Raw genomic sequence first — 26,439 nt, forward strand, 5'->3', positions numbered from 1 at the left:
CTTATGCTCGCCGACGCCCGAGCCTTATGCCCGCCGACGCCCGAGCCCGACGCTCGCCGACGCCCAAGCCCTAGGCTCGCCGACGCCCGAGCCAGGCACATGCCCAGCTCCGAGCAACAGGCACTGCACACGCCAAGGAGGTTTCGCAGGTCGCTTTTTCTTTCCTTTGTCATGTTACTGGAGGCCAATGATGGCTGTTACCAACCTCGCTGAACTCGACGCTCTCGTCGCCAGGGTCAAGGCCGCGCAACGGGTCTTTGCCAGCTTCTCTCAAGAGAAGGTCGATGCGATCTTTCGCGCCGCCTCGCTTGCCGCCAACCAGGCCCGCATACCGCTGGCCCGCCAGGCGGTAGAAGAGACCGCCATGGGCGTGCTCGAGGACAAGGTGATCAAGAACCACTTTGCCTCGGAGTTCATCTACAACAAGTACAAGGACGACAGGACCTGCGGCGTCATCGCCACCCACGATGAAGCCGGCACCATGACCATCGCCGAGCCGGTGGGCCTGATCTGCGGCATCATCCCCACCACCAACCCCACCTCCACGGCCATCTTCAAGGCGCTGATCTCGCTGAAGACCCGCAACGGCATCATCTTCTCGCCCCACCCGCGCGCACGTCACTGCACCAACGCCGCCGCGAAGCTGGTGCTGGAGGCGGCAGTGGCTGCCGGTGCACCACAGGACATCATCGGCTGGATCGACCAGCCCTCGGTGGAGTTGTCCGAGGCCCTGATGAAGCACGAGGGCATCAACCTGATCCTGGCCACCGGCGGCCCCGGCATGGTCAAGGCGGCCTACTCCTCGGGCAAGCCGGCCATCGGCGTGGGTGCCGGCAACGTGCCGGTGGTGATCGACGAGAGCGCGGACATCAAGCGCGCGGTGGCCTCGATCCTGATGTCCAAGACCTTCGACAATGGCGTGGTGTGCGCCTCGGAGCAGGCGGTGATCGTGCTCGACGAGGTCTACGACGAGGTACGTGAACGCTTCGCCTCCCACGCGGCCTACCTGCTGTCCGCCGACGAGGCCGACCAGGTCCGTCAGGTGCTTCTGAAAAATGGCGCGCTCAACGCCGCCATCGTCGGCCAGTCGGCGGCGACCATCGCCGGGCTCGCCGGCATCGAGGTGCCCGCCGACACCAAGATCCTGATCGGCGAGGGCGAGCGGGTCAGCATCGACGACGCCTTTGCCCACGAGAAGCTGTCACCGACGCTCGGCATGTTCCGCGCCAGCTCCTTCGAGGACGCGGTGGACCAGGCCTGCACCATGGTCGAGTTTGGCGGCATCGGCCATACCTCAGGGCTCTACACCAACCAGGACACTCAGCAGTCGCGTATCCGCTACTTCGGCGACCGCCTCAAGACCGCGCGCATCCTGGTCAATATCCCCACCTCCCACGGCGGCATCGGCGACATGTACAACTTCGACATGGCGCCCTCGCTGACCCTCGGCTGCGGTTCCTGGGGCGGCAACTCGATCTCCGAAAATGTCGGTCCCAAGCACCTGATCAACACCAAGACCGTGGCCAAGCGGGCGGAAAACATGCTGTGGCACAAGCTCCCCGAATCGATCTACTTCCGTCGCGGCAGCCTGTCGGTGGCGCTGACCGACCTCAATGACAAGAAGCGCGCCTTTATCGTCACCGACCGCTTCCTGTTCAACAACGGCTACGCCGATGAGCTGATGGCACTGCTCAAGGGACTCGGCATGGAGGTCCACACCTTCTACGACGTCGAGGCCGACCCCACCATGTCGATCGTCGACAAGGGCGCCGAGGCCATGGCCAGCTTCCAGCCCGACGTGATCCTGGCGCTCGGTGGCGGCTCGCCGATGGACGCCGCCAAGATCATGTGGGTCAAGTACGAGCACCCGGACGTGCACTTCCAGGATCTGGCGATGCGCTTCATGGACATCCGCAAGCGGATCTACCAGTTCCCCACCATGGGCGAAAAGGCCAGCCTGGTCTGCATCCCCACCACCTCCGGAACCGGCTCCGAGGTCACGCCTTTCGCGGTGGTCACCGACGACGCCACCGGCATCAAGTACCCGCTGGCGGACTATCAGCTGACCCCGGACATGGCCATCGTCGATGCCAACCTGGTGATGAAGATGCCCAGATCGCTGACCGCCTTCGGGGGTTATGACGCCGTGACCCACGCGCTGGAGGCCTACGTCTCGGTGTTGGCCAACGAGTTCTCCGACGGTCACGCGCTGCAGGCGCTGAAGCTGCTGAAGCAATACCTGCCGGCCAGCTACCGTGAGGGCGAGCGCGACGCCGTGGCCCGCGAGAAGGTCCACAGTGGCGCCAGCATCGCCGGCATGGCCTTTGCCAATGCCTTCCTTGGCGTGTGCCACTCCATGGCCCACAAGCTTGGCGCCGAGTTCCACCTGCCCCATGGCCTGGCCAATGCGCTGCTGATTACCAACGTGGTGCGCTTCAACGCCAACGACAACCCGACCAAGCAGACTGCCTTCTCCCAGTACGACCGGCCCAAGGCGCGCAGCCGCTACGCCGAGGTCGCCGATCACCTGGGGCTGTCCCAGGCCGGTGACCGTACCGCCCAGAAGGTCGAACGCCTGATCAACTGGCTCGATGAGCTCAAGCGCGACCTGGACATCCCCACCTCGATCAAGGACGCCGGCGTCCCCGAGGCCGACTTCCTGGCCAAGCTCGATGAAGTGGCCGCGGAGGCCTTCGATGACCAGTGCACCGGCGCCAACCCGCGCTACCCCTTGATCAGCGAGCTCAAGGAAGTGCTGCGGGCGTCCTACTACGGCGAGGTCTACGTGGAGGGTGAGACATTCGCCGGCACCACCGTGATCAAGAAGAGCGAAGCGCGCGCGCCTGCTCGGACGCCTGCCAATGCCCCTGACAAGGCCCCGGAAAAGGCCCGACAGAACGCCAGGGACGAAGCGAGCACACCCGCCGGCAAGGCGGCTGGCCGCAAGGCGAAGAAGGAGAAGGCCGACGCCTGAGCCCAAGCTAGCGCCAGAGCCCTTGGCAGGGCTTGATCGAAAGGGGTCCCGCCACGACCACAGCCCCCGCGAGAGCGATCTCGCGGGGGCTGTTGCGTCTCGCAAACAGTCACCAGTGCTTATCCCCTGCGCTAAGGGCCCAACCGGCGTGCATGCCGCCGCCAAACCCGCCTGCGCTATGCCTGTGCTATACCTGCGCTATAGTGTCGGGACGATGGCTGCATCAATGTCCATTTTGAGACCCTGTGGCCGCCCCGCCTGGAAGGACACCTGCATGACGGCCGCCTTTACCACCCGACAGATCGACTCCCGAGAGCGCTTCGCCTTCTGGCACGACGTCGTCTGCAGCCACTGCATTCCAGCCGACAGCCAATGCCTCGACGAACGGCCCTTCCATGGCAGCCTCAACATCAGGCAATACGGCGACGTCGCCATCAGTACCATGGCCGCCTCTTCCCACCGCTGGCGCCGGCAGTCACACCACCTGTCCCGCGACAGCGACGATGACCTGTGGCTCGGCTTTCTCGAGAACGCCACGGCCAGACTCGACCAGGATCAGCGGCGGATCGCCATCGGGCCCGGCGACCTGGTGCTGTACGATGCCTGCCGCCCGTTCGAATGGTGCCTGAGCGCCAGCGCGCTTCATCTGGTGCGCCTTCCTCGGGCGCCCTTGATGCGTCGCCTGACCTCCACCGAGCCGCTGACCGCGCGACCTATCCCGGCGACCTTGCCCGGCGCCACCTCTTTGAAGGCGTTGATCCGAGACGGCGCCCGGCTAGACGCCGAAGCCTCGTCGATCGGGCTCGGCGAGGCGATGGTCGATCTGGCGGCTCTGGTGCTCGAGGGGCTGGGCGGCGCTGGCGACAGTCGCAACGACGTGCTCTACCGACGCCTTTGTCACTACCTGCAACAACAGCACCAGGACCCGTCCCTGAGCCTCGATCGCATCGCCCGGGACAACCATGTCTCTCGGCGCACCCTCACCCGGCTGTTCGCTCAGCACGGTCACACCCCCATGGCAGCACTGTGGGCGATTCGCCTGGAGCAGAGTCGCGCCACCCTGCGGGCAGGTGGTATCCGCAGCGTCACCGAGGTCGCCCTGGAGCATGGCTTCACCAGTGTCTCCCATTTCAGCCGAAGCTTCCGTCAGGCCTACGGTCATTCGCCCTCTACCTTGCTGCAAGCAGGTCGCCACGCACCCGAGACGATGTGACCCCACCAGCTCGCTCTGGCCCTCTCGGGCCACCGCTTGGCCCGTTCAGGCAAACCTGAGTCCCTCGCCCTGCCTACCCTGAAGGTGAGCGTCTTCTCTCACCATCAGGATGACAACAATGACAGACCATCCGCTGCACTTTGACGGCCTTATCGAGGTCGGCCGTCGAATCCAGTCCAGGGAACTGAGCGCCGTCGAGGTCACTCGAACCATGCTCGAGCGAATCGACAGCGTCGATACCACCCTGAACAGCTTTGTCACCGTCATGGCCGACAGTGCACTTGAACAGGCCGCCCAGGCGGACCGCGATCTGGCCGCTGGCATCCACAAGGGGCCGCTTCAGGGTGTTCCAGTGGCCGTCAAGGATCTGCTGTGGACAGCGGGGACCCGGACGACCCACGGCATGCCCCTGCACCGTGACCACGTGCCCCGGGAAACGGCCAGCGTGGTCACACGCCTCGACCAGGCCGGGGCCGTGCTGCTAGGCAAGCTGCAGCAGACCGAAGGCGCCTTCGCCGATCACCACCCCGACATCACGCCGCCCACCAACCCCTGGGGCGAGGCCCTGTGGTCAGGCGCCTCGTCCAGCGGTTCCGGCGTGGCCACCGCCGCCGGGCTGTGCTTTGGCTCGCTGGGCACCGACACCGGTGGCTCGATTCGCTTCCCCTCGGCCGCCAACGGCGTCACCGGCCTCAAGCCGAGCTGGGGCCGAGTCAGCCGACACGGCGCCTTCGAGCTGGCGGCCTCGATGGACCACATCGGGCCGATCGCCCGCAGCGCCGCCGACGCAGGGGCGCTGCTTGGCGTTATTGCCGGTGCCGACGAACGTGACCCCACCGCCGTCCCCCTCGCCGTGCCGGATTACCTGGCCGGCATGACACGGGGCCTGAAGGGCCTGCGTATCGGGCTCGACCCTCACTGGGCCATCGAAGCGGTGGATAACGAAACCCGCGGCGTCCTCGAACAGGTCGTGTCCACGCTAGGACAGCTCGGTGCAGTGATCGAGGAAATCGACTTCCCCGACACCCAGCAGGCGGTATTCGACTGGGCGCCACTGTGCGGCGTGGAGACCGCCGTCGCCCATGCCGAGACCTTCCCCAGCCAGCGCGAAGCGTACGGCCCTGGTCTTGCTGGTCTGATCGACCTGGGCCGCGCCCAGAGCGCCATGGACCACCAGCAACGACTGCTGCGCCGGGCCGAGTTCAAGGGCCGGGTCGATCGCCTCTTGGCCAGTATCGACCTGCTGATCGCCCCGGTCACCGCCTACGCCGCCCCGTCGATGGCGTTCATGGAGAAGTTCGGCGAGGATGAAGCGCTGTTTTCCGGCATGCTGCGCTATACCTGTCCTTTCGACCTGAGCGGGCACCCGACCATTACCCTGCCGGCGGGCTTCAGCCAGCAGGGCGGGCCCATCGCCTTCCAGTTCATCGCACCGATGTTCAATGAAGCGATGCTGGTACGCGCTGGCTGGGCCTTCCAGCAGGTCACCGACTGGCATCGTCGACATCCAGAGCTGTAGCCCTCGCGCCTTCCTTCTCTTGATGGCTCCCGCTGGCGGGTGATGGGAGCGCTCCGATGGCCTAAAGTCGGGTCAACAGGACCGCTTTACGCCACGAGGTGCTCCCATGTCCCTGCTCGACCAACTGGCCGAGGCACGTATCCAGAAGGCGCAGCAGGAAGGCGCCTTCGACGACCTGCCGGATCACGGCAAGCCCATCGAACTCGACGACGACAGCATGATTCCCGAGGCGCTGCGGGCAGGCTACCGACTGCTGAAGAACTCAGGCTATCTGCCCCCGGAGCTTCAGCTTCAGCGCGAGATTCGTGAGGTGGAAGACCTGCTGGCGCAGACACAGGAAGCCGCCGAGCGAAGCGCTTGCGAGAAACGCCTGCGTCTTCTGCGCGCACGGCTTGGCGAAAGCGGGCGGGGTGCCAGTCGGCTTCTTGAGCTGGGGCGCTATCATGACCGGCTGCTGGAGAAGTGGGAGGGAGACTGACCCTGCGGTTACCGTCAGTACGGTGTGCTAGCGTGAGTCCGACCGGGTGTGCAACGGGACGTCGCGTTGGCGCCAGCGCCGTGACCGCCACAGCCCCAGCGCCAGCAAGACACCGGCGGCGATGACCGGCAGCATGGGCGGCGACGCCGGCGTCCTGAGGGCCACCCCGACCTGGGCGTAGAGCGAGGTCGCGCACAGCACAAAGCCGGCCAGCGGCACCGTCCAGGTCGCCCAGGCAGCCCCCTTCCGAAACGGCCCCCACAGCAGCACACCGACCAGCAGCGCCACGCTGAGACAGGCGCCCCCCAGGGCGTGCATCAGCGCCAGCAGGACCTGCCGGGTACCTGGAGCGACCGACGCCCAGTCGAGCCCCATGGCGGCGGCGTGGTAGGGCATGAACTCGCTGCTGCCGAGATAGACCAGGCCGAAGGCGATCAGAATCAGGGTCGCCAGTGCATGGCAGGCGAGAGCACTTCTTGAATACGGGGTCACGGCGGTTTCCTGGTGATTCGAGCGAGTACAGCGGACATCTTTGCCTAGGGCTTGTCTGAAAAGTGCCTGCACTCGGTAATACGGCGTTAAAAATCGGATCAAAATGCTCATTTACACTCCGTAAACTGCGCTTTCTCACCGATTTTTGCCTTGTCTAACCTTCGCTCGTCGACTTTTCGGACAGCGCCCAAATAGGGCTCCGCCGATGATAGCCGGCAACTTTGTCACCCCGCGCTCCCACCCTGACGCCGCGATCGTTTCAGCACACTAATCCGACGGTATCAGACGGCCGCAGGTCAGGCTCACCGACGGTGCTGACATCGATGAATTCGCGACGCTCGAGCGCCATTCGGCCTGGGACCATGCATCACCGCCAGCGTCAGGCTGCGGCGCGTCCACCATGCAGCAACCTGACCGCCAGCATGCCGATCACCCCCCCCCAGAAGGCCGCGCCCAGACCGAACAGGCTCATGCCCGAGGCCGTCACCATAAAGGCGATCACCGAGGCCTCGCGGTGGTCCTCGGCGGCGATCATGGCGGCCAGGTTGCTGGTGATCGCACCGATCAAGGCAAGCCCCGCCAGTACCGCCACAAAGGCCCCGGGCAAGGAGGTGAAGAGCGCCACGATAGTACCGGCGAACAGCCCGCCGACCAGGTAGAAGACGCCGTTGGCGACCCCGGCGACGTAGCGACGGCCCGGGTCCTGGTGGGCATCCTTGCCGGTGCAAAGCGCAGCGGTGATGGCCGCGATCACCGTGGTGATGCCGCCAAAGCAGGCGGTGGCGAAGGAGGTCAGGCTGGCCACCGTCAGAATCGGCCGAGCCCTGGTGTGATAGCCCGCTGCGTGCAGGATTGCCATTCCCGGCAGGAACTGGCCGGTCAGGCTCACCACCACCAGCGGCAACGCGAGGCTCAGGGTGCTGGTGATGCTCCACTCGGGAGCGATGAAACGGGGAATCGCCAGGTGCACACCGACGCCGGCGAGACTCGCGCCTTCCAGCACCACGGCGAGCACCACACCGGTGATCAGCAACAGGATCAGGCTGTAGCGCGGCGCCAGCCGCTTGAACACCAGATAGGCCAGCAGCATGCCGACGGCGAGCCAGGGCGAGGTCTCGATGGCCGCAAAGGCACCGAGGCCAAACTGGAACAGGATGCCCGCCATCATGCCGGCGGCCACGCCCGACGGAATCAGCGCCATCAACCGGTCGAAGCTGCCGGTGATACCGATGATCAGCATCAGCACCGCCGCTGTCAGGTAGGCGCCTACCGCCTCGCCCAGCGACAGCTCCGGGAACAGGGTGATCAGCAGCGCCGTACCCGGCGCCGACCAGGCCGTCACCACCGGCACCCTGAGCCACAGGCTCAGGACGATGCCCGACACCGCCGCCCCCAGCGAAATGGCCCACACCCAGGAGGTCATCATCTCGGGTGAGATATCCGCCGCCGCCCCGGCCTGGAAGAAGATCGCCAGCGGCCCCGAGTAGGAAATCAGCACCGCGACAAAGCCTGCCGTCACCGCCGACAGTGACAGGTCACGAAAAAGGGACGACCCTGCAGCCGCCCCTTGGGGTGCGGTTACGGTATCGGAGTCGGTTCGGCGCATGGGCTGGCTCCTTGATGATGGCGTCGATGTACGGCCAGGAATGTCACCTGGTGGGTCCCCCGGCGACGTCGACGGAAGACAAAAAAGGCCCGGCACGCGGCCAGGCCAAGGAGGATACAAGATTCACCACGCCGTCCCGCAGGTACAGCGGGATGCAAGGTGGGTCCACGTCACGCGGCATCAACCGGCTAGCCCAGGTCGCCGCCGGCCACCGGCACCACCGTGCCGGTGATATAGCTGGCGTCGCGGGAGGCCAGAAACAGGATCGGCCTGACCTGCTCGTCCAGGGTGCCGTAGCGGTGCATCAGGCTCGACGCCAGGGTCTGGTCGATCAACTGCTGGTACCACAGCTTGTCCTGTTCGCTCTGGGGCTCGGCGTTGCGCGGCGTCAGCCGGGGCGGCGCCTCGGTGCCGCCGGGGGCGGTGGCATTGACCCGTACGCCGTGCTCGGCCATCTCGATGGCCAGCGCCACGGTCATGGCGTTCACCCCGCCCTTGGCTGAAGCGTAGGGCACCCGATTGACCCCGCGGGTGGCCACCGAGGAGACGTTGACGATATTGCCGCCGCTGTCGATCAGGTGGGGCAGCGCCGCGCGACAGCACCACAGCGTCGGAAACAGCGAGCGACGCACCTCGGCCTCGACCTGCTCCGGGCTGTAGTGGGTGTAGGGCTTGGCCCAGATGGTCCCGCCGACGTTGTTGACAAGTACGTCCAGTCGCCCGAAGCGCTCGATGGCGCTCTTGATGGCGCTCTCGGCGCCCTCCCAGGTTTCCAGATCGGCGTTCAGGGCAAGGACCTCGACTCCCTGCTCGCCAAGCTCGCGGGCCACCTGGTGGACATGTTCGGCGCGATCGACCAGCACCAGGGCAGCGCCCTCGTCGCCGGCCCGCTCGGCCAGACGCCGACCGATCCCCTGGGCGGCGCCGGTGATCAGCATCACCTGTCCTTCGAATCGCTTCATGTTGCTGTCCTTCTGCTGTCGGATGCGGTGGGTGAAGTGGCCACGGCGTGGCCTCAGCCCACACCGAGGTGGGTATCGAGGATCGAGGGATCGGCCCTCAGCGCCTGGCTGTCACCGTCGAACACCACCTTGCCCTTGACGATCAACAGGTGGCGGTCGCCCACCTCGAGCAGGTTGTCGATGTTCTTGTCGACGATGATGCTGGCGATGCCCGAGGCCTTGATGGTGCGCAGGATCGACCAGATCTCGTCGCGGATCAGCGGCGCCAGCCCTTCGGTAGCCTCGTCGAGAATCAACAGGCGCGGGTTGAGCATCAGCGCGCGACCGATCGACAGCATCTGCTGCTCGCCGCCGGACAGCAGCGAACCATCGTGGCCGATGCGCTCCTTGAGCCGGGGAAAGGTGTCCAGCACCCGCTCGATGTCCCAATCGGTGCGACCGTCAGCCCCCGGACGTGCGGCCATCACCAGATGCTCGCGCACGCTGATACCGGGAAAGATGCCCCGCCCTTCGGGCACATAACCGATGCCCTGACGAATGATCTGCCAGGGACGGCGCTTGCGAGTATCCAGCCCCATGATCCGCACCTCGCCATGGCGCGGCGGCACAAAGCCGAGGATCGACTTCAAGGTGGTGGTCTTGCCCATCCCGTTGCGACCGAGCAGGCTCAGCGTCTCGCCGGCCCTGAGGGTCAGATCCACCCCGTGCAGCACATGGCTTTCGCCGTAGAAGGTGTGCAGGCCTGTAGCCTCGATCAACGGCGACTCGACATCCTCGGCAGCGTCCACCCGTTGAGTTCCTGCCTCCTTGATCGCCACATTCATGACGTCACCTCGCTATTGCTGGAGCCGTTGCCGATATCGACGCTATCGCTGGGGCGACTGTCCTCGCTGCTGTCGTGACGTCCCAGATAGACGTCACGCACCGTTTCGCTTGCACGAATGCTCTCGGTGTCGCCGCTTTCCAGCACGCAACCGTCGACCATCACGGTGATGCGATCGGCCAGGCGGAACACCGAGTCCATGTCGTGTTCGATCAACACGATGGTGTAGTCGCGAGACAGCCGCTTGAGCAGGTCGGCGACCTGGTCGGTCTCCTCCCGGCCCATGCCGGCCATCGGCTCGTCCAGCAGCATCAGCTGTGGCTGGGTCGCCAGCACCATGGCGATCTGCAGCTGGCGCTGCTCGCCGTAGCTCATGCCGGAGGACACCGTATGGGCCCGGGTCACCAGACCACAGGTGTCCAGCGCGGCCAGCGCCCGCTCATCGACTTCGCGGGCCCGCCGGCGCGACCGCCAGCTGCCGATGACGCCACCGTGGTGGATGCGCGCGGCCAGCTGGCAGTTCTGCAGACAGCTCAGGCGCGGAAAGATATTGGTCTTCTGGTGGCTGCGACCGATACCGAGTCGGGCGACCTGGTGGGCCTTCTTGCCCTGGATCGCACTGCCGCGATACTCGATCTCGCCGCGGGTCGGCGGAATCTCGCCGGACAGCAGATTGATCAGGGTGCTCTTGCCGGCACCGTTGGGGCCGAGGATGGCGTGGATCTCGCCCTGCTCGACCTCGAAGTCGACGTCATTGACCGCCAGCAGGCCACCGAAGCTGCGGGTCAGCCCGCGGGTCTTGAGCATGCTGCTCATGAGGACACCTCCCCGACGCTTTTGCCGACGTTCTTGCCGTCGCTGTCGGAGGCGGAAGTCTGTTTGCCCGTCGCCAAATTGTCCTTGCCACCGCCAAGCCGCCCCAGCAGCGACGCCTGGCGCCCTGGCGGGTCGAGCAGCAGCCCGGCGATGCCCTTGGGCAGCACCAGCACCGCGACGATGATGGTCAGGCCCATCAGGATCGGCCAGTGGTTGGTCAGGTGCTCGTAGAAGTACAGCAGCAGTTCGTAGGCGAAGGCGCCGAGGATCGGCCCGAAGATGGTGCCCATGCCGCCGAGGATGACCATCATCAGCACCTCGCCGGAGTGGTGCCAGCCAAGCTGGGCCGGGTTGGCGAAGCCGTACTGCATGGCCGCCAGCATGCCGGCGACGCCGGCGATCATCGCCGAGACCACGAAGGCGATCAGCTTGTAGCCGGTGGTGGCGTAGCCCAGCGCCTGCATGCGGTGCTCGTTGTCGTGGATGCCGTCGAGCACCTGGCCGAAGTGGGAACGGGTCAGGGCGCGCAGGATAAGATAGACCGCTACCAGCAGAGCCAGGCAGAAGTAGAAGAACGTCAGCGGGTTGTCGAGGTCGATCAGCGGTGTCTCGCCCATGGCAAGGCTCGGGCGGAACATGATGAAGACGCCGTCGGTACCGCCGGTCATGCTGGAGGTGCTGACGGTGTAGAACAGCATCTGGCCGAAGGCCAGGGTGGTCATGATGAAGAAGATGCCCTTGGTACGCAGCACCAGCAGGCCGACGATGGCGGCGACCAGGCCGGAGACCAGCATCACCAGCGGCAGCATCCACCACAGCGAGGCGGCGCTGAAGTCGGGGCTGGCCATCGCCAGGGTGTAGGCCCCCAGGCCGAAGAACAGCGCATGGCCCAGGCTGACCAGGCCAAGGATACCGACCAGCAGGTCGAGACTGACGGCGAACAGGGCGAAGATCAGCATCAGGGTCAGTTTCTCCATGAAGAAGGCGCTGGACTCCCCGAATACCGCCGGCCCCCAGGCCGGATAGGCGATCAGCAGCGCCAGGCCCGCCAGCAGCAGGACCGTCACGCGCTTGGGATATCGATGCAACATGGTGTTTCTCCTCCAGACGGGTATCCCGTCTGCAAAGGGGTCCGATCAGGCGGCAAGGGATGCCCGAGCGGAGGGTGATTGTCGTCGGGTCTCAGGCGAACAGGCCGCGCGGCTTGATCAACAGCACCAGCGCCATGATCAGGTAGATCAGCATGCTGGCGAGACTCGGGATCAGCACCGGACCGAAGGTCTCGGCCATGCCGATCAACAGCGCGCCGAAGAAGGCCCCCTTGATCGAGCCGATGCCGCCGATGACCACCACCACAAAGCAGGTGATCAAGATCGAGTCGCCCATGCCCGGCGTGATCGACGACAGCGGCGCCGCCATCATCCCGGCGAAGGCCGCCAGTGCCACGCCGACGCTGAAGATCAGGGTGAACAGGGTGCGGATATTGATGCCGAGCCCTTCGACCATCTCGCGATTGACGGCGCCGGCGCGGATCACGATACCGAGCCGGGTGTGGCGGATGATCCAGTAGATGGCCCCCGCCAGCACCAGGCACACCGCCGCCACGAACAGCCGATAGACCGGGTACTGCAGGTTGTCGGTCAGGGCGATGGCGCCGGTAAAGGGCTCCGGCAGCGCCACCGAGTGGACGTCGCCGCCCCAGATGATGCGCTGGGCCTCGTTGAGCACCAGGATCAGGCCGAAGGTCAACAGCACCTGGTAGAGGTGGTCACGCTTGTACAGGGTGTCGAGAAACAGCCGCTCGATGACCAGCCCCAGCAGTACCGCGATGGGCACCGCGATCAGGATCGCCAGCCAGAAGTTGCCGAGGCGCTGGGTCAGGTCGAAGGCCAGGTAGGCGCCGATCATGTACATGGCGCCGTGGGCCAGGTTGATGATGCCCATGATGCCGAAGATCAGCGTCAGGCCGCTGGCGATGAGGAACAGCAGCAGGCCGTACTGAAAGCCGTTGAGCAGCTGCACCCCGAAGAAGGCAAGGTCCATGAAGAACTCCTTTGGCGTTGGCCCGCCCGAGAGCGCCCGGTATTCGCGGGCACCTCGGCCAGGTCATTGACGCGGTGAACGAAGGTCGCCTCAGCTCTTCATCGGGCAGGCGCTGTCGGGAACTTCCAGCTGCTCGCTGGCGATCGAGGTGACGTGGTGCTCGCCGTCCCTTACCTCGCGCAGGTAGACGTTCTGGATCGGGTGGTGGGAGGCCGAGAAGCTCACCGGGCCACGCGGGCTGTCGAGTTCTACCGCTTCCAGCGCCGCGATCAGCGCCTCGCGGTCGGGCTCGCCGTCAATCGAGGCGTAGGCCTGGGCCAGCAGCTTGCCGGCGTCGTAGCCCTGCACCGCGTAGGTGTCCGGGGCCTCGCCGTAGGCTTCCTGGTAGGCCGAGACAAAGGCCTGGTTCTGGGGGGTGTCCAGGGTCTCGGCGTAGTGCATGGTGGTCTGCACGCCGTTGGCGGCCTCACCCAAAGCCCCCAGGTTGCCGTCGGTCAAGAAGCCCGAACCATACAGCGGAATGCTGTCGTTGAGCCCGGCGGCGGCGTAGTCCCGCACGAAGCCGACCCCGCCACCACCGGCAAAGAAGGTGTAGACGGCGTCCGGGGCGATGCTGGCGATCTGCGCCAGGTAGGTCTGGAACTCGGTGCTCGGAAACGGCACCAGTATCTGCTCGACGATCTCGCCGCCGGCATCGGTGAAGGCCTGCTCGAAGCCGGCCAGGTCTTCCTTGCCGCCGGCGTAGTCCCAGGTGATGGTGACGATCTTGCGATGGCCCTGGTCATAGGCCACCTGGCCCATGGGATAGCTGTTCTGCCACATGCTGAACGAGGTGCGAAAGACGTTGGGCATGCACAGCTGGTTGGTGGCCGCCTCGAGTCCGGCGTTGGGAATGATGGTGATGGCGCCGGTCTGCTTGGCCACCCGCAGCATGCCCATGGCGACGCCGGAGTGGACCGGACCGATGACCACGTCGACGCCATCACCCTTGACCAGGCGGCTCATGTTCTGGGGTGCCTTGGAGGGGTTGGCCTCGGAGTCCAGGGTCACGTACTCGACGCCATGACCGCCGAGGCTGCCGCCCTCCTGCTCGATGGCGAGCTTCAGCCCATTGGTGATGGACTCGCCCAGTGCCGCGTAGGTGCCGGAGTACGGCAGCATCAGCCCGAGCTTGACGTCGTGCTCGGCCAGGGCCTGGGTGGACAGGGCGGCGCCGGCCAGCGCCAGGGTCGCGGCCTGCAGCGAACGTGCAAGCGGGCCAGGGCGCCGGGATGACAGGGAAGCCTGGCGGCGGCTGTACGTGTTATCGGTGTTGAGGTTTTTATCGATAGTGAGCTTGGCCATGATCATGTCTCGTCAGGTTGTGATTATCGTTATGAGATTGCGGGGCTCTCGCTGGACAGGGAGCCCCGGCCTGCGGCTGTCTGTTGTCGGCTGACGGCTGTCTCTTGTCGGCAAGGGCGAAAGGTCTCCCTCGCCGAATCTGGTTCCGGGCAGGACGCGTCAGTTGGGCGTGAACTTTTCGTAGTGAAAGCTCGCCGGCTTGATGCCCTGCTGGTCGAAGTGCTTGAGCACCGCGTCCACCATCGGCGGCGGGCCGCACAGGTAGACGTCGACGTCGCCGTCATGCAGCTTCTGCGGGTCCATGTGATGGGTGACGTAGCCCTTGCGCTCGTGGCTGCTGTCCTCGTCGGCGACCACCGTCAGGTAGTCGAAGTCGGGCAGCGCCTCGACCGCCGCGTCGAGTTCTTCGCACTTGACCAGGTGATCGTCCTTGGTCACGCCATAGATCATGTGGATCGGCTGGCCTGCTCCCTCGCCCTGGGCCTCGAGCGCGGCAAGCTGCTTGAGCATCGACAGGAAGGGAGCAAGCCCGGTGCCGCCGGCCAGCATCAGGATCGGGCGCTGGATGGCGCGCAGGTAGAAGCTGCCCATGGGGCCAGTCACCGCCATGGCGTCACCGGCCTTGGCCTTGTCCGCCAGATAGCCGCTCATCAGTCCGTCCGGCACATTGCGGATCAGAAAGCTTGCGCGGGACTCCCCCGGCAGCGAGCTGAACGAGTAGCTTCTGTGTTCACCACAGCCCGGTACCTCCAGGTGCACGTACTGCCCCGGCAGGAAGTTCAGCGGCTCGCCTTCGATATCGATGGCAAGCTCGATGGAGTCCTCGGACAAGGGCTCGACGTGGACCACCGTGGAGGCACGGCTGTCGACCTCGGTCTTGCATACGGTCGAGGCCACCGGCACCGACAGCACGCAGTCCGAGGACGGCACCATCTGGCAGGTCAGCACCTGCCCCTCGTGCAGCTCCTCGTCGGACAACGCCTCATCGATGTACTCGTCACCCAGCTCGAACTCGCCCTGGTCGCAGTGGCACTTGCAGGTGCCGCAGACGCCGTCGGAGCAGTCCATCGGCAGGTTGACCTTGTTGCGGTAGGCCGCATCGAGGACGGTCTCGCCCTCGTTGCAGTCGATAAAGCGCGACACCCCGTCTTCGAAGTTGAGCGCGATGGTGAAGCTCATGGTCGTTCTCCTTCACCGACTTAAATGTGATAAACGTCGATGACCTGGTGGATATAATCGTTATTGAGCTGCACCTTCTTGCGCGTGATAAGCGGGCTGTCGCCGGACACGTCCAGGGTGTAGAAAGACACCCCGAAGTAGCTGTCGGTCTGCTTGTAGCGGTGGCTCAGGGTGTGCCAGTTGAAGCGCACCTCCAGGCTGTCGCCCTCCTCCTTCATCACCTCGATATTGGTGATCTGGTGGGTGGTGCGCGGCTCCGGCGTGCTGGCGCCACTGCGCTCGGTCTTGATCCGATAGACGCGATCCTCGAGCCCTTCCCGATTGGGGTAGTAGATCAGCGAGATCTCGCTGTTCGGGTCGCCGGTCAGGGTGTCGTCGTCGTCCCAGCAGGGCATCCAGAACTCGGCCTTCTTGTGGTACAGGGTTAGCCACTCGTCCCACTCGCGTTCGTCCAGAAGGCGTGCTTCGCGATAAAGAAAGGCCTGGATGTCGTGATAGCTGATGCTCATGATTCGTCTCCTTTCCGCAGGATTCAGGCTGAGGCCGTGGCAATGAACTGGCTGCGTTCCTTGTCGATGGCGCGCAGCATTTCCTCGACCCAGTGCTGGTGGTGCAGCACGTAGAGGCCTTCGTCCTCCGGCGAGGCACCGCTCTTCAGCGGCTTCATGTCGATGGCGCTGGCGTCTTCGTCGGGACCATCGATCCATTGCTTGGCGCCACGCGACAGGTCATTCCACTCGGCCAGGGCACCGTTGTAGCCGTTCTGGCAGCCGCGGAATTCCTCCAGGTCATCCGGCGTGCCCATGCCGCTGACGTTGAAGAAGTCCTCGTACTGGCGGATGCGCACGCGACGGTTCTCCGCCGATTCACCCTTGGGCGCGAAGCAGTAGATGGTGACCTCGGTACGGTCCACCGCCAGCGGACGCAGCACCCTAATCTGGGTCGAGAACTGGTCCATCAGATAGACGTTGGGGTACAGACACAGGTTGCGGGTCTGGTTGACGATGTTGTCGGCGCGGGCCTCGCCCAGCTCCTTCTCGATGCGCTCCTTGTGCTCGTAGACCGGACGCACCTCGGGATTAAGCAGCCGGGTCCACAGCATCATGTGGCCGTTCTCGTAGGAGTAGAAACCGCCCTTGGACTTGGACCAGCCGTCGGCGTCTACCGCCTTGGTGCCGCCTTCGTCGTAGTTGCGACGGTCCATGGTGGAGGCGTAGTTCCAGTGCACGGTGCTGACGTGGTAGCCGTCGGCGCCGTTCTCGGCCTGCAGCTTCCAGTTGCCGGTGTAGGTGTAGGACGAGGTGCCGCGCAGGATCTCGAGACCTTCCGGGGCTTGGTCGACGATGTTGTCGATGACCTTCATGGTCTCGCCCAGGTACTCCTCGATGGGCATGACGTCGTCGCTCAGGCTGCCGAACAGGAAGCCCTTGTAATTGCTGAATTTGGGCAGGCGCTTGAGGTCGTGGGAGCCGTCCTGCTTGAAGGCGTCCGGGTAGGCGCCGGCCTTCTCGTTCTTGGCCTTGAGCAGACGCCCGTCGTTCTTGAAGGTCCAGCCGTGGAAGGGACAGGTGAAGGTGCCCTTGTTGCCCTGCTTGCGACGGCAGATGGTGGCACCGCGGTGGGCGCAGGCGTTGATCAGGGCGTGAAGCTCGCCCTCCTTGTCGCGAGTGATGACCACCGGCTGGCGCCCCATGTTCAGGGTGAAGTAGTCACCGGGCTCGGCGATCTGGCTCTCGTGGGCCATGAACAGCCAGTTGCCCTCGAAGATGTGCTTCATCTCGAGCTCGAAGAACTCGGGGTCGGTGAACATGCTGCGGTGGCAGCGAAAGACGCCCTGTTCGGGGTCATCCTCGACGGCACCACGCACGCGGGCTTCGATCTGATCGAGTTTATTGCTCATCGTTGTTCTCCTCTCTCATTCGGGCAGCTGTTCCGAGTCGCTCGCCCAGCCCACCCTTTGGGGCAACATGCCCGTAGGGCAGGCGTGGCTTGGCGCGGCGCTGTCCACCACGGGGGCTCCCGTGGAACTCGGCGGTTAGTTCAGGGTTGTCGCGAGTCCAGGCGGCTCAGCCGTCCTCGAGGGCGCGGGGGCGCTTGTGACGCTGCTGCAGCTCGGTCTCGCTGGTGGCGGCAAGCTCGATGTCGAACACCACCTCGGTGAAGGGCCCCTCGAGGCCACGATCGCTGGCCTCGCTGGCGTCCTCGATGCGCCTGGCGTCCACCACCAGCTCCTCGCGGGTGGCGAAGGCGAAGTCGTCGTAGGTGTAGGGGTCGCCGGCGAGGTTGATCTGGGTGGTCAGGTGCTTGTACCCGGGCGCCGAGATAAAGAAGTGGATATGCGCCGGTCGCTGGCCATGACGACCGAGCAGGTCCAGCACCTGCTGGGTCGGGCTGTCCGGGGGGCAACCGTAGCCGGAGGGGATGACGCTGCGCGCGCGATAGCGGCCATCGGCGTCGGTGTAGATGGTACGACGCAGGTGGAAGTCGGCCTGGGACGGGTCGAAGAAGCTGTAGTTGCCCTTGCTGTCGGCGTGCCAGATCTCGACCTTGGCCCGTGAGATCGGCTGGCCCTGGGTATCGCGTACCTGACCGGTCAGCCACATTGCCTCGGCGTCGGTGTCCGAGCCGTCGTCCAGGCGCGCCTCGCCCTCGGACTCCGGGGCACCGGCGACGTACAGGGGCCCCTCGATGGTGCGCGGGGTACCCCCGGCAAGGCCGCGGGCAGCGTCCTCGGCGTCCATGCGCATGTCGAGGTAATGATCGAAGCCCAGACCCGGGGCCAGCAGGCCGTACTGGGTCTCGGCGCCGAGCGCGTTGAGCACGCTGACGCCCTGCCAGAATTCTTCCGGGGTGACGTCGAAGTCATCGATCAGCTTGTACAGGTCCGACAGCAGACGATGCAGGATTTCCTTGGCCCGCTCGTTGCCTTCGGTCTTGTCGAAGCCGGCGACGGTATTGAGGAAGTCCTGTACCTCCGGGGTGTCGAAGATGCGCACTGACTTGGTGGTGGGATTGAGACTGTTCATCTGGCGGTCCTCAGGTGTGGCGTACTTGTCGTTATCGTTGTTGGCGGTACTGGCCGGGGCCTGGCGATTCGCTCTGCCCCGACGTCTGGCTGGCCAGGGGCAGACCCTAGCTGTCGTCATCGCGGATCGAGGACGGGTGGCGGCACAGCGGCTTGACGCGGATCTCCATGTAGGGAAACAGCGGCAGGTTCGATACCAGCTCCTGCAGCTCGGCGTTGTCGGCCACGTCGAACACGCTGACGTTGGAATAGCTGCCGGCCACCCGCCACAGATGGCGCCACTTGCCGGAGCGCTGCAGCTCCTGGGCGTAGTCCTTCTCGCGGGCCTTGATCTCGGCGGCGCGCTCCGGCGCCATATCCGGCGGCAGCTTGACGGTCATTTCCACCTGAAACAGCATCTTCGTTCTCCTCTCGATCGGGGGCCGTCGATGCCGCCCTGGAGGCTCGCGCGGCCGGTCTGATGGCGATGTCGCTTAGCTGCGTGCGTACTCGCGCAGCTTGTCGTGATCCAGTTCGAGCCCGAGTCCCGGGCCTTGCGGCAGCGCCACGCCAAAGTCGTCGTAGCGCAGGGGGGTGGTGACGATGTCATCGGTCAACAGCAAGGGGCCGAACATCTCGGTGCCCCAGGCCATCTCGGGCAGGGTCGCCCAGGCGTGCAGCGAAGCGGCGGTACCGATGGTGCCCTCGAGCATGGTGCCGCCGTAGAGGCCAATGCCCCCGGCGTCGGCCAGGTGGGCCAGGCGCAGCGCGCCGCGCGGCCCGGCGCTCTTGGCGATCTTCAGGGCGAAGGCGCCGCTGAAGCCGGACTCGATCAGTGCCAGCCCGCAGCGCAGGTCCTGGACGCCTTCGTCGGCCAGCATGGTCACCTCGAAGCGATTGGCCAGTCGTGCAAGCCCAGCCCGCTCGTGGGCCGGAATGGGTTGCTCGATCAGGTCGACCCCGGCCTCCTCGAGGGCGGCGATGGCGCGCACCGCGGTGGCCTCGTCCCAGGCCTGGTTGACGTCGACCCTGACGCTGGCGCGATCCCCCAGTGCGGCCTTGATGGCGGCAACGTGGCGCACGTCGTGATCCACCTCGTTGGCGCCGATCTTGAGCTTGAAGTCACGATGGCGACGCTGCTCGAGGCGCTTTCTGGCCTCCTCGATATCCTTGTCGGTATCGCCACTGGCCAGCGTCCACAGCACCGGCAGGTGATCGTGGCGGGCGCCGCCCAGCAGTGTCGCCAGGGGCACGCCGAGACGCTTGCCCTGGGCATCCAGCAGCGCGGTCTCGAGCGCCGACTTGGCGATGACGTTGCCCTTGGCCAGCTTGTCGAGCCGGGCCATGGCGAGGTTGACGTTGTCCGCCGCCAGGCCGACCAGCGCCGGCGCCAGGTAGGTGTCGATGTTGACCTTCATGCTCTCCGGGCTTTCCGGGCCATAGGCCAGGCCGCCGATGGTGGTGGCCTCGCCGATGCCTTCGATACCGTCTGCGCACTTGAGGCGTACGATCACCAGCGTCTGGGTGGCCATGGTGGCCATCGACAGCTTGTGCGGTCGGATGGTGGGCAGGTCGACCAGCAGGGTCTCGACGCTTTCGATCAGGGCGGTCATGGTGGCTCCGGCGATTACCATCAGCTCGTTGTCATCCACGGGCTGGCGATCTGGGTGACGATCTGGGTGATGAGGAAAGCCGCAAGCGCTGCAAAGCCTCGGCGACTCGTAAGCGATCAAGCCATACCTTGGTAAGATTTCTCTTACGCTGCGAAGCACCACTGCCATCGACATCGGAAGAGAACTACCGCGGAAAGGCGCTTGATCCGGCGATTGAGTGCAGTGTGATTGTCTTTGAGGGGCACAACCAATATGGTCTGGGTAGATCGCAATACCCTGGAGGTATCATGGAGCTTCGACACCTGCGCTATTTCTGTGCCGCAGCGGAAGAGCTGAACATCACCCGGGCGGCCGCCAGGCTGCATATGGCGCAGCCCCCTTTGACCCGGCAGATCAATCAGTTGGAGGAAGAACTGGGGGCCCAGTTATTCATTCGCGGCCCCCGAGGGCTGACCCTGACGCCCACCGGCAAGTTCTTCCATGAGCATGCCCTGCAGATGCTCGAGAAGCTCGATACCACGGTGGCGGCGGTGCGCCGTATGTCTCGAAGCCACAAGGAAATGTTCGGTATCGGCTTTGTGCCCTCGCTGTTCTACGGGCAGCTGCCGCTGCTGGTGCGCGGGTTGCGACAAAAGGACGAGGTGGAGCTGACCCTGGCCGAATTGACCACGGTGGAGCAGGTGCAGGCGCTGAAGGCAGGACGTATCGATATCGGCTTCGGACGCCTGAGGATCGACGATCCCGACGTGGAACAGGAGGTGCTGTTCGAGGAACCGATGATGGCGGCGGTGCCGGAGGGCCACCCGCTGGTGGGCACCACCCCGACCATGGAGGAGCTCGCCCGCTACCCGCTGGTGCTGTACCCGGCGAGCCCGCGCCCGAGCCTTGCCGACCTGGTGCTGGGGCTGTTTCGCCGCCGAGGGCTCAAGGTCACGGTGGTGCAGGAGGCCAACGAGATGCAGACGGCGCTGGGCCTGGTGGTGTCGGACTTCGGCATCACCCTGGTGCCGGAGCAGGTCAAGCGACAGAACCGCGATGGCATTCGCTACCTGTACCTGGCGGAGAAACACATCACCTCACCGATCGTCTGCAGCCGGCGCCGGGGAGAGACGCCCAGCGCGACCATGCAGGCGGCCAACGCCATCCTTGAGGTGCTGGTGGAGAATCGTCGGACGGGCAAGTACCCGTGAAACATATCGAGTGGTGGCAGGGCCTGGGCCCTGCCTGCGGCGCGTTGATAGCGCTGCGGTGTTAGCGAAACTCTTCCCCCGCCGCTGCCACAAATGCCATCTCGACCAGCAGTTCGGGGTTGGCAAGCTCGGCCTTGACGCAGGCGCGGCTGGGGGCCGTGCCGGGCTCGAACCAGGCCTCCCAGGCGACGTTCAGGGCATCGAAGTGGGCAAAGTCGGTCAGGTAGATGGTCACCGAGATGATGCGTGTCTTGTCGCTGGCCACCTTGGCCAGCGACTCCTCGGCCTGTTCGAAGATCTGCTCCACCTGGCCGGTGATATCGGCGCGGGTGTCCGCCTCGGCGACTTCGACGAAGTGGGCCATGCCATTGAACACGGTGATGTCGGACCAGCGGGGGGTGGGATTGATGCGGTGGATATCCATGGAGGTGCCTCGAAGCCAGGGCGGAAAAGACCGCTAGCATAGGCCATGGAAGCGTCGGTGCAAACGCGGGCAAATAACGACACGGACGCCGCGGTTCACGCCACGACGTCCGTGTGGTCAGGCGAACGCGATCAGAAGTCGAAGAACACCGTCTCTCCCTCCCCCTGCAGCACGATATCCAGACGATAGCGTGGCAGGCCGCCTTCCCCGCCCTCTTCACGCCGGGCGATCAGCGTCTGGCGCCGGGCCGGCGACTCGATCGCACCCAACACCGGGCAGCCGGCATTGGCTTTGTGCTCGTCATCGAAGTAGAGCCGGGTCTGCAGATGCAGGTTCACGCCCCGGGCGAAGATCGTGAGGTTGATGTGCGGGGCCATGGTGCGACCGTCGGGCCGAGCGATGGCGCCGGGCTTGACGGTCACAAAGCGCCACTCGCTGTTGCCCTCGGCGGTGGTCGCGGTACGCCCGAAGCTGTTGAACGGCGCCTTGAGGTCGAACGCCGTCTGATAGTCACCGTTGGCGTCGGCCTGCCAGGCCTCCAGCAGGGCGTCGCGGACCAGGTCGCCGTTACCGTCGATGACCCGTCCCGCCACCTCGATACGCTCGCCTTCGGCGTTATCCTTGGCCAGTTCGTTCCAGATCTCCTCGTCGCGCTCGGGCAGGCCGGCGACGGCCAGCGCCAGGCCGATGTGCACGTAGGGGCCGGCGGTCTGGGACGCGGTCTCGCGCAGCATCAGGTTCGCGGTGGGGGTAAGGTTTGGCTGTTGCATGAGGTCTCCTCGCTGCCGTGGGCCGACTCGGGCACCACGGCACCTGTTGTTCCTGTTCTTGTTCACTGATTCTCGAAATAGGTCTGCAGTTCGCCACGCACCACCAGGTCGAAGCGGTAGGCCAGGGCGTCCATGGGACGCGAGCGGGCCATGTCGAGTCGACCGATCATGGTGCCCACGGCCTCCTCGTCCTTCAGGGTCTGGACGATGGGGCAGATCGGAATCAGCGGGTCACCCTCGAAGTACATCTGGGTGATCAACCGGGTGGAGATGGCCGGGCCCATGACGCTCACATGAATGTGCGCCGGGCGCCAGGTGTTGATGCCATTGGGCCAGGGATAGGGGCCGGGCTTGATGGTGCGGAAGTGGTACCAGCCATCGTCGTCGGTGAGACAGCGCCCGACGCCGCCGAAGTTGGGGTCCAGCGGGGCCAGATAGCTGTCCTTCTTGTGGCGATAGCGGCCACCGGCATTGGCCTGCCACATCTCTACCAGAGTCTGCGGCACCGGCTTGCCGAACTGGTCGACGACCCGGCCGAACATGATCACCCGCTCCCCCACCGGCAGACCGGGGCTATCGGCATCGCGGAAGTTCAACAGCAGGTCGTTGTCATGGGGTCCCATGCGCAGGCGGCTAAACTCAGGGCCGGTGAGTTCCGACACGCTGGGGGTCTGCAGGCTGACCAGCGCCTGGGAGGGCGAGCGCGGCACCGAGGTCTTGTAGCCGGGGGTACAGGCGGCGGGGTGCCACTGGCGATCCCGCTCGACGAAGCGACGATTGAGGTTCCGATTGAGGGTCATGGGGGAAGAGGTCCTGGCGTGATTGTTGGTTGTTCACACGCGCCTCGAGACACGAGGCGATGACAGCAGTGTGACCAGCCAAGCCCGGGGAGCCAATTGAGACCTTGGCCGGTCGTCATAACCCAGGGGTTATGACGACCGGATCGCGGGGCGTCGAATCGCAGGAACGAGTACGTACTGGCCTGCTGCTTCGCCCCAGATATTTCGGCGCCGCTACTGGGATCTTGCCGCGGCGGCCTGGCGCAGCGACTCGGCGAAGCCTTCCAGCGCCAGGCTGGGGCTCAAAGAGGTGTTGGTACACAGCCCTACCGAGCCACCCTGGTGCTCGAAGGACAGTGCCAGCTCGACCAGCTGGCCGCTTTCCAGATCCTCGGCCACCGCCTCGAAGGGCGCCACCCAGATGGCATCGGTGTCCAGTGTGAAGCGCCGGCTGACCGGCAGCGACAGGGTCTCCAGACAGGGCGCGGGCAAACTGATGGCGTGACGCACACAGAAGCTGTCGACCCGCTGACGCAAGGTAGTCTGAGGGGGAGGCACGGCCCAGGGGTAGTCGCTCAGGACCTCGGGAGGACAGGGCGAGACGGTGGCCAGCGGATGCCCCTGGCGCACCACCAGCCGCAGCGATTCGTAGTAGAGATGTTCGAAGGCCAGGTCACGAATCTCGCGGGCTTCGGTCATACGCCCCACCACCACGTCGAGCTCACCCAGCGCCAGCCGCGACAGCAGAAAGGCGCTGGCGCCGGTGGTCACGGTCACGCTGGTCTCCAGGCCCAGCGGCGAGGCCTGGAAGTGCTGAATCGCCGCCGGCAGCAGCCGCGATTCCACCGTCGACAGCGCCCCGACCCTGAGCCAACGCTGCCCACCATGGCCGTCCGCCAGCGCCACCACGCCCTCTTCCAGGGCGCGCAGCGCAGGCCCCGCGTGGCGCAACAGGGTGAGTCCCGCCTGGGTCAGACTGACGCCCTGGGCGCTACGCTCGAACAGGCTGGCGCCAACGATCTCCTCGAGTTCACGGATGGCCTTGGAGATGCCCGGCTGGGTGATCGCCAGGGCGTCGGCGGCACGGGCGAAGCTGCGGCTGCGCGACACCTCGAGGAAGGCGTTGAGATGGCGCAGCTTGATACGATGATTGAGCATGGTGGCCTGCGATCTGGCGACGTGACGGGTGTCCAGCGTGGCGCCGTGGCGTGGCACCTCGTCAGCCTCCACCACGCCGACAGCGCTAGCGACAGGCTGCCAGCACGCGCTCGATGGGCTCGTCGGCGCCACTCAGCGGGAAGCGTGAGGGACGGGTATCCTGGGGTGTGACCACCGCCACGTTGCCGCCTTGCAGGGTCTTGGTCAAACCGAGGGGAGACGGGGCGAACCACACGCCGTCGTGGGGGGAGTGGCGTGACTCCAGGCGATACCCGATGCCGTCCACCAGCACCTCCAGCGGCTTGCGCCGATCGGCGCCCATCTGGGAGGCATAACCGGCCACAGATACCATGGGCACACCGTTCCAGCACACCAGTGCCAGAGAATGACCGCTGCCATCATCGACTCGCGCCGCCGGGGCGTCGCCGAACATCTGGTGGGCCTGGGTGTAGCGCCACTCTGCCGACGCCGTATTCGCCATCAGGGTGCCGAGCAGTATCGCCACAAACGTCTTGAACCACATCAATAGTTGACCTCTTGCTGCCGAAACGGGCATGCATCGGGCACTCCCTGCCTGACGGAATCCTCTCCTTCTCCTTTTGCCAAGTCTAGCAACTGACCGAGGATCCACGAATGGAGCAGCAGGGTTGCCCTGCCACCTATGGCATGGCAAGTCACCAACGGCCAGGAAGCCTTGCTGCCTGCCTGGAGGATTCTGTGCTCCGTGAGTCAGCTATTTACCACTCTTTTACCCCAAGCGGCAAACCATGTCCCTCATGCCGATGATTCGCCGCTTCCCCAGCCCAGTTCCTTGGCAAGGGCCGGCGCATGCCCTTCAGGGAGCCTGAGCCCCCGATACAGGCGCTTCTCGATCAGCAGCAGACGAACCGATGGGGAAGCAGCCCAGACGGCCATCGCCAGCTATGGCGGATGTTCCAGTCCGAGAGCCAGCCTTCCATAGGCTGAAGATGCCTCCCGATCATTCAGTCAGGTCGAGCATCCGGCGGGCCTGCTGCCAGGTGGCCACCGGCCGCTCGTACTTCTCGCACAGGGTCACGACGCGCTCGACCAGGGCCGCATTGGAGGGAGCCAGGGTATGACGATCGAGGCGCACGTTATCCTCGAGCCCGGTGCGGGTATGCCCGCCCGCAGCGATCGACCACTCGTTGAGCAGGGCCTGGTTGGGCCCGATCCCGGCGCCGCACCACTGGGCGTCCGGTGCGAGCCGATTCAGCGTTTCGACGTAGAAGTCGAGGGTGGGCTTGTCCACCGGCATGGCGTTCTTGACGCCCATGACGAACTGGACGTAAAGCGGCCCCTTGAGCTTGCCTTGTTTCGACAGCGCCACCGCCTGATGGATATGCGACAGGTCGAACGCTTCGATCTCGGGCTTGACGTCGTACTTGAGCATTTCGTCGGCGAGCCACTCCACCAGCTGGGGCGGATTCTCGTAGACGCGGTTGGGGAAGTTATTGGAGCCCACCGAGAGGCTTGCCATGTCGGGCTTGAGGCGTAGCATGCCGCCGCGCGCCTCTCCGGCCCCGGAGCGACCGCCGGTGGAAAGCTGGATGATCATGCCCGGGCAATGGGTCTTCAGGCCTTCCATCAGCCTGGCAAACTTCTCCGGATCCGACGTGGGCGACTGATCGTCGTTACGCACGTGACAATGGGCGATGGCGGCTCCCGCCTCGAAGGCCGCCTGGGTGCTTTCGACTTGCTCTTCGATGGTCACGGGAATGGCCGGATTATGCTCCTTGCGGCCCACGCTGCCAGTGATGGCGACACAGATGATGCAGGGAGTAGACATGAGTCCTCTCTTGTTATCGAAACGCTAAGATAGGGAAAACCAAGACGAGCAGCCCCACGACGGGCAGGCGACATTGGTCCCGAGCTCATCCTTGAAGTAACGGTGGGCCTGCAAGTGGAGCGAGATGCCGCAGGCGAACAGAGGCAGGCTCGAAGGCGATGCCAGGTACCGGGGTCCTACTGACGATAGGTCTGCCGATGCGGGCCGGCGAACTGACGTCCGCACCGTTTCACGACGGCATCAGG

General features: G+C 65.2%; 25 protein-coding genes. 5 read left to right on the forward strand and 20 right to left on the reverse strand.

Annotation, left to right across the window (positions count from 1 at the left end; genetic code table 11):
• Positions 1–190 precede the first annotated feature (190 nt).
• From adhE to EBB56_RS17805, 4 genes are all read left to right on the forward strand, one after another.
• A complete protein-coding gene (adhE, locus tag EBB56_RS17790; protein ID WP_124804960.1) occupies positions 191–2,974 on the forward strand; it encodes a bifunctional acetaldehyde-CoA/alcohol dehydrogenase in 2,784 nt (927 codons plus the stop codon).
• A gap of 274 nt (positions 2,975–3,248) precedes the next feature.
• Positions 3,249–4,187 carry a helix-turn-helix domain-containing protein gene (locus EBB56_RS17795; RefSeq protein ID WP_045991363.1) on the forward strand — a complete coding sequence of 313 codons (939 nt, stop codon included), beginning with the start codon at positions 3,249–3,251 and terminating at the stop codon, positions 4,185–4,187.
• Between the two features lie 118 nt (positions 4,188–4,305).
• Positions 4,306–5,706 (forward strand): amidase, encoded by a 1,401-nt coding sequence (locus tag EBB56_RS17800; RefSeq protein WP_108131186.1) that lies wholly within the window; start codon positions 4,306–4,308, stop codon positions 5,704–5,706.
• Between the two features lie 106 nt (positions 5,707–5,812).
• Positions 5,813–6,184 carry a DnaJ family domain-containing protein gene (locus tag EBB56_RS17805; RefSeq protein ID WP_108448480.1) on the forward strand — a complete coding sequence of 124 codons (372 nt, stop codon included), beginning with the start codon at positions 5,813–5,815 and terminating at the stop codon, positions 6,182–6,184.
• Between the two features lie 27 nt (positions 6,185–6,211).
• Here the strand turns inward: EBB56_RS17805 and EBB56_RS17810 are convergent, their stop codons facing one another.
• The 14 genes from EBB56_RS17810 to EBB56_RS17875 all read right to left on the reverse strand — a co-directional run bounded on the left by EBB56_RS17810 (position 6,212) and on the right by EBB56_RS17875 (position 20,066).
• The gene (locus EBB56_RS17810; RefSeq protein ID WP_108131184.1) at positions 6,212–6,676 is read right to left on the reverse strand and encodes a hypothetical protein; all 465 of its coding nucleotides are present in this window, start codon (positions 6,674–6,676) and stop codon (positions 6,212–6,214) included.
• A gap of 379 nt (positions 6,677–7,055) precedes the next feature.
• Complete coding sequence (locus tag EBB56_RS17815; RefSeq protein ID WP_124804961.1) at positions 7,056–8,282, reverse strand: benzoate/H(+) symporter BenE family transporter; 1,227 nt, start codon at positions 8,280–8,282, stop codon at positions 7,056–7,058.
• Positions 8,283–8,470: 188 nt separating this feature from the next.
• The gene (gene benD / locus EBB56_RS17820; protein WP_124804962.1) at positions 8,471–9,244 is read right to left on the reverse strand and encodes a benzoate diol dehydrogenase BenD; all 774 of its coding nucleotides are present in this window, start codon (positions 9,242–9,244) and stop codon (positions 8,471–8,473) included.
• Between the two features lie 53 nt (positions 9,245–9,297).
• The gene (locus EBB56_RS17825) at positions 9,298–10,068 is read right to left on the reverse strand and encodes an ABC transporter ATP-binding protein (RefSeq protein WP_108131181.1); all 771 of its coding nucleotides are present in this window, start codon (positions 10,066–10,068) and stop codon (positions 9,298–9,300) included.
• A complete protein-coding gene (locus EBB56_RS17830) occupies positions 10,065–10,883 on the reverse strand; it encodes an ABC transporter ATP-binding protein (RefSeq protein ID WP_124804963.1) in 819 nt (272 codons plus the stop codon). Before EBB56_RS17830 ends, EBB56_RS17825 begins: the two co-directional genes overlap by 4 nt.
• Positions 10,880–11,974, reverse strand: a complete 1,095-nt coding sequence (locus EBB56_RS17835; RefSeq protein ID WP_124804964.1) for a branched-chain amino acid ABC transporter permease — start codon at positions 11,972–11,974, stop codon at positions 10,880–10,882. Before EBB56_RS17835 ends, EBB56_RS17830 begins: the two co-directional genes overlap by 4 nt.
• Before the next feature lie 91 nt (positions 11,975–12,065).
• A complete protein-coding gene (locus EBB56_RS17840) occupies positions 12,066–12,926 on the reverse strand; it encodes a branched-chain amino acid ABC transporter permease (protein ID WP_045991438.1) in 861 nt (286 codons plus the stop codon).
• A 90-nt stretch (positions 12,927–13,016) separates the two neighbouring features.
• Positions 13,017–14,270, reverse strand: a complete 1,254-nt coding sequence (locus tag EBB56_RS17845) for an ABC transporter substrate-binding protein (RefSeq protein WP_124804965.1) — start codon at positions 14,268–14,270, stop codon at positions 13,017–13,019.
• Positions 14,271–14,429: 159 nt separating this feature from the next.
• Positions 14,430–15,449 (reverse strand): benzoate 1,2-dioxygenase electron transfer component BenC, encoded by a 1,020-nt coding sequence (gene benC, locus EBB56_RS17850; protein WP_045991437.1) that lies wholly within the window; start codon positions 15,447–15,449, stop codon positions 14,430–14,432.
• A 20-nt stretch (positions 15,450–15,469) separates the two neighbouring features.
• Entirely contained in the window at positions 15,470–15,958 is a 489-nt protein-coding gene (gene benB, locus EBB56_RS17855) for a benzoate 1,2-dioxygenase small subunit (protein ID WP_108131177.1), read from the reverse strand.
• A gap of 23 nt (positions 15,959–15,981) precedes the next feature.
• Positions 15,982–17,349, reverse strand: a complete 1,368-nt coding sequence (locus tag EBB56_RS17860) for a Rieske 2Fe-2S domain-containing protein (protein ID WP_108131176.1) — start codon at positions 17,347–17,349, stop codon at positions 15,982–15,984.
• Positions 17,350–17,515: 166 nt separating this feature from the next.
• Positions 17,516–18,475 (reverse strand): catechol 1,2-dioxygenase, encoded by a 960-nt coding sequence (catA, locus tag EBB56_RS17865; RefSeq protein ID WP_124804966.1) that lies wholly within the window; start codon positions 18,473–18,475, stop codon positions 17,516–17,518.
• Between the two features lie 106 nt (positions 18,476–18,581).
• On the reverse strand, positions 18,582–18,872 hold the full coding sequence (gene catC / locus EBB56_RS17870) for a muconolactone Delta-isomerase (RefSeq protein WP_045991433.1): 291 nt from the start codon (positions 18,870–18,872) through the stop codon (positions 18,582–18,584).
• A gap of 75 nt (positions 18,873–18,947) precedes the next feature.
• Positions 18,948–20,066 (reverse strand): muconate/chloromuconate family cycloisomerase, encoded by a 1,119-nt coding sequence (locus tag EBB56_RS17875; protein ID WP_124804967.1) that lies wholly within the window; start codon positions 20,064–20,066, stop codon positions 18,948–18,950.
• A gap of 287 nt (positions 20,067–20,353) precedes the next feature.
• On the opposite strand from EBB56_RS17875, the gene EBB56_RS17880 reads away from it, so the two are divergent.
• Entirely contained in the window at positions 20,354–21,256 is a 903-nt protein-coding gene (locus EBB56_RS17880) for a LysR family transcriptional regulator (RefSeq protein ID WP_124804968.1), read from the forward strand.
• A 61-nt stretch (positions 21,257–21,317) separates the two neighbouring features.
• Here EBB56_RS17880 and EBB56_RS17885 read toward each other — a convergent pair whose 3' ends face one another.
• From EBB56_RS17885 to EBB56_RS17910, 6 genes are all read right to left on the reverse strand, one after another.
• Positions 21,318–21,680: a RidA family protein gene (locus tag EBB56_RS17885; RefSeq protein WP_108131173.1), complete on the reverse strand. Its 363-nt coding sequence runs from the start codon at positions 21,678–21,680 to the stop codon at positions 21,318–21,320.
• Positions 21,681–21,811: 131 nt separating this feature from the next.
• Positions 21,812–22,450 (reverse strand): protocatechuate 3,4-dioxygenase subunit alpha, encoded by a 639-nt coding sequence (gene pcaG, locus EBB56_RS17890; RefSeq protein ID WP_083970203.1) that lies wholly within the window; start codon positions 22,448–22,450, stop codon positions 21,812–21,814.
• A 62-nt stretch (positions 22,451–22,512) separates the two neighbouring features.
• Positions 22,513–23,250, reverse strand: a complete 738-nt coding sequence (gene pcaH, locus EBB56_RS17895) for a protocatechuate 3,4-dioxygenase subunit beta (RefSeq protein ID WP_124804969.1) — start codon at positions 23,248–23,250, stop codon at positions 22,513–22,515.
• 213 nt (positions 23,251–23,463) lie between these two features.
• Complete coding sequence (gene pcaQ, locus EBB56_RS17900; RefSeq protein WP_260425388.1) at positions 23,464–24,444, reverse strand: pca operon transcription factor PcaQ; 981 nt, start codon at positions 24,442–24,444, stop codon at positions 23,464–23,466.
• A gap of 28 nt (positions 24,445–24,472) precedes the next feature.
• The gene (locus tag EBB56_RS17905; protein WP_045991427.1) at positions 24,473–24,910 is read right to left on the reverse strand and encodes a hypothetical protein; all 438 of its coding nucleotides are present in this window, start codon (positions 24,908–24,910) and stop codon (positions 24,473–24,475) included.
• 456 nt (positions 24,911–25,366) lie between these two features.
• Positions 25,367–26,194 carry a 3-keto-5-aminohexanoate cleavage protein gene (locus EBB56_RS17910; protein ID WP_124804970.1) on the reverse strand — a complete coding sequence of 276 codons (828 nt, stop codon included), beginning with the start codon at positions 26,192–26,194 and terminating at the stop codon, positions 25,367–25,369.
• Between the last annotated feature and the right edge of the window lie 245 nt (positions 26,195–26,439).

Source organism: Halomonas sp. YLB-10, from assembly GCF_003856855.1.
Classification (GTDB): domain Bacteria; phylum Pseudomonadota; class Gammaproteobacteria; order Pseudomonadales; family Halomonadaceae; genus Halomonas; species Halomonas litopenaei.

Bases quoted from the DNA above. Each gene is read 5' to 3' on its own strand.
- benC (WP_045991437.1), bottom strand. From the start codon at position 15,449: ATGAGCTTCACCATCGCGCTCAACTTCGAAGACGGGGTGTCGCGCTTT.
- EBB56_RS17795 (WP_045991363.1), top strand. From the start codon at position 3,249: ATGACGGCCGCCTTTACCACCCGACAGATCGACTCCCGAGAGCGCTTC.
- adhE (WP_124804960.1), top strand. From the start codon at position 191: ATGGCTGTTACCAACCTCGCTGAACTCGACGCTCTCGTCGCCAGGGTC.
- benB (WP_108131177.1), bottom strand. From the start codon at position 15,958: ATGAGCATCAGCTATCACGACATCCAGGCCTTTCTTTATCGCGAAGCA.
- EBB56_RS17835 (WP_124804964.1), bottom strand. From the start codon at position 11,974: ATGTTGCATCGATATCCCAAGCGCGTGACGGTCCTGCTGCTGGCGGGC.
- catA (WP_124804966.1), bottom strand. From the start codon at position 18,475: ATGAACAGTCTCAATCCCACCACCAAGTCAGTGCGCATCTTCGACACC.
- catC (WP_045991433.1), bottom strand. From the start codon at position 18,872: ATGCTGTTTCAGGTGGAAATGACCGTCAAGCTGCCGCCGGATATGGCG.
- EBB56_RS17910 (WP_124804970.1), bottom strand. From the start codon at position 26,194: ATGTCTACTCCCTGCATCATCTGTGTCGCCATCACTGGCAGCGTGGGC.
- EBB56_RS17840 (WP_045991438.1), bottom strand. From the start codon at position 12,926: ATGGACCTTGCCTTCTTCGGGGTGCAGCTGCTCAACGGCTTTCAGTAC.
- pcaG (WP_083970203.1), bottom strand. From the start codon at position 22,450: ATGCAACAGCCAAACCTTACCCCCACCGCGAACCTGATGCTGCGCGAG.
- EBB56_RS17800 (WP_108131186.1), top strand. From the start codon at position 4,306: ATGACAGACCATCCGCTGCACTTTGACGGCCTTATCGAGGTCGGCCGT.
- EBB56_RS17830 (WP_124804963.1), bottom strand. From the start codon at position 10,883: ATGAGCAGCATGCTCAAGACCCGCGGGCTGACCCGCAGCTTCGGTGGC.
- EBB56_RS17880 (WP_124804968.1), top strand. From the start codon at position 20,354: ATGGAGCTTCGACACCTGCGCTATTTCTGTGCCGCAGCGGAAGAGCTG.
- pcaH (WP_124804969.1), bottom strand. From the start codon at position 23,250: ATGACCCTCAATCGGAACCTCAATCGTCGCTTCGTCGAGCGGGATCGC.
- EBB56_RS17845 (WP_124804965.1), bottom strand. From the start codon at position 14,270: ATGGCCAAGCTCACTATCGATAAAAACCTCAACACCGATAACACGTAC.
- EBB56_RS17815 (WP_124804961.1), bottom strand. From the start codon at position 8,282: ATGCGCCGAACCGACTCCGATACCGTAACCGCACCCCAAGGGGCGGCT.
- benD (WP_124804962.1), bottom strand. From the start codon at position 9,244: ATGAAGCGATTCGAAGGACAGGTGATGCTGATCACCGGCGCCGCCCAG.
- EBB56_RS17825 (WP_108131181.1), bottom strand. From the start codon at position 10,068: ATGAATGTGGCGATCAAGGAGGCAGGAACTCAACGGGTGGACGCTGCC.
- EBB56_RS17885 (WP_108131173.1), bottom strand. From the start codon at position 21,680: ATGGATATCCACCGCATCAATCCCACCCCCCGCTGGTCCGACATCACC.
- EBB56_RS17805 (WP_108448480.1), top strand. From the start codon at position 5,813: ATGTCCCTGCTCGACCAACTGGCCGAGGCACGTATCCAGAAGGCGCAG.
- EBB56_RS17875 (WP_124804967.1), bottom strand. From the start codon at position 20,066: ATGACCGCCCTGATCGAAAGCGTCGAGACCCTGCTGGTCGACCTGCCC.
- EBB56_RS17860 (WP_108131176.1), bottom strand. From the start codon at position 17,349: ATGAGCAATAAACTCGATCAGATCGAAGCCCGCGTGCGTGGTGCCGTC.
- EBB56_RS17905 (WP_045991427.1), bottom strand. From the start codon at position 24,910: ATGTGGTTCAAGACGTTTGTGGCGATACTGCTCGGCACCCTGATGGCG.